This is a genomic window from Marinicrinis lubricantis (genome assembly GCF_042658665.1).
GTDB classification, from domain to species: domain Bacteria; phylum Bacillota; class Bacilli; order Paenibacillales; family KCTC-33676; genus Marinicrinis; species Marinicrinis lubricantis.
This window is the reverse complement of the sequence record NZ_JBHSQV010000051.1, coordinates 1-652: the sequence shown is the minus strand read 5'-3', so window position 1 is coordinate 652 and position 652 is coordinate 1. Positions and strand designations below refer to the sequence as shown.

The following is a 652-nucleotide window of genomic DNA, read 5'->3' as shown; positions in this document are numbered from 1 at the left end:
CATTTTGAGTCCTCCTTGGGTATTAATTAAGGGTCCTTTTTGCTTCGAAGCTTTGGACACCTCGTATCATACCAAGGGGGCTTTTTTTGTTCAAACCTCAAATTTCTTCATTACAGGAATGCTCCTTATTATTTATCATGAACTGCACAGCGGTTTGGTCCAATTTCCATTTCACGCTGCTCTTCTTCATTTGGTGTGATTTTACCCATATTGGTTTGACGAATTTCTTGGTACGCATTTGGCTGAGGCGGCAGGTTCTCCGTTACAGTCTTACGGAATTCACCTTCATCATGGATGTTAAGCCCTGGATTCTCCTCGTATAGCTTACCTAGACGACCAGACACAAGTCCACCTTCGCCGAGTTCAGTTACTTTTCCAAAGTGAGCCGGAAGCACAACCAAATCCTCAGAGAGCTTTTTGTAGCGTCCATAAAGTGTTTCGCGCAGATCGCCTACCCAATCCTCAGCAAGCCCTGCAAGGTCGGGACGACCGATCGATTCAACGAAGAGAATATCTCCAGTAAGAAGCATTCCTGTAATGAAGAAATTTGAGGTTTGAACAAAAAAAGCCCCCTTGGTATGATACGAGGTGTCCAAAGCTTCGAAGCAAAAAGGACCCTTAATTAATACCCAAGGAGGACTCAAAATGAATT

Annotated in this window: 1 pseudogene; it reads right to left on the bottom strand. The window is 43.9% G+C overall.

Annotated elements, in window-relative coordinates:
• Positions 1 to 128: 128 nt before the first annotated feature.
• A pseudogene (locus tag ACFPXP_RS07975) lies at positions 129 to 652 on the bottom strand (hypothetical protein); the annotation flags it as partial.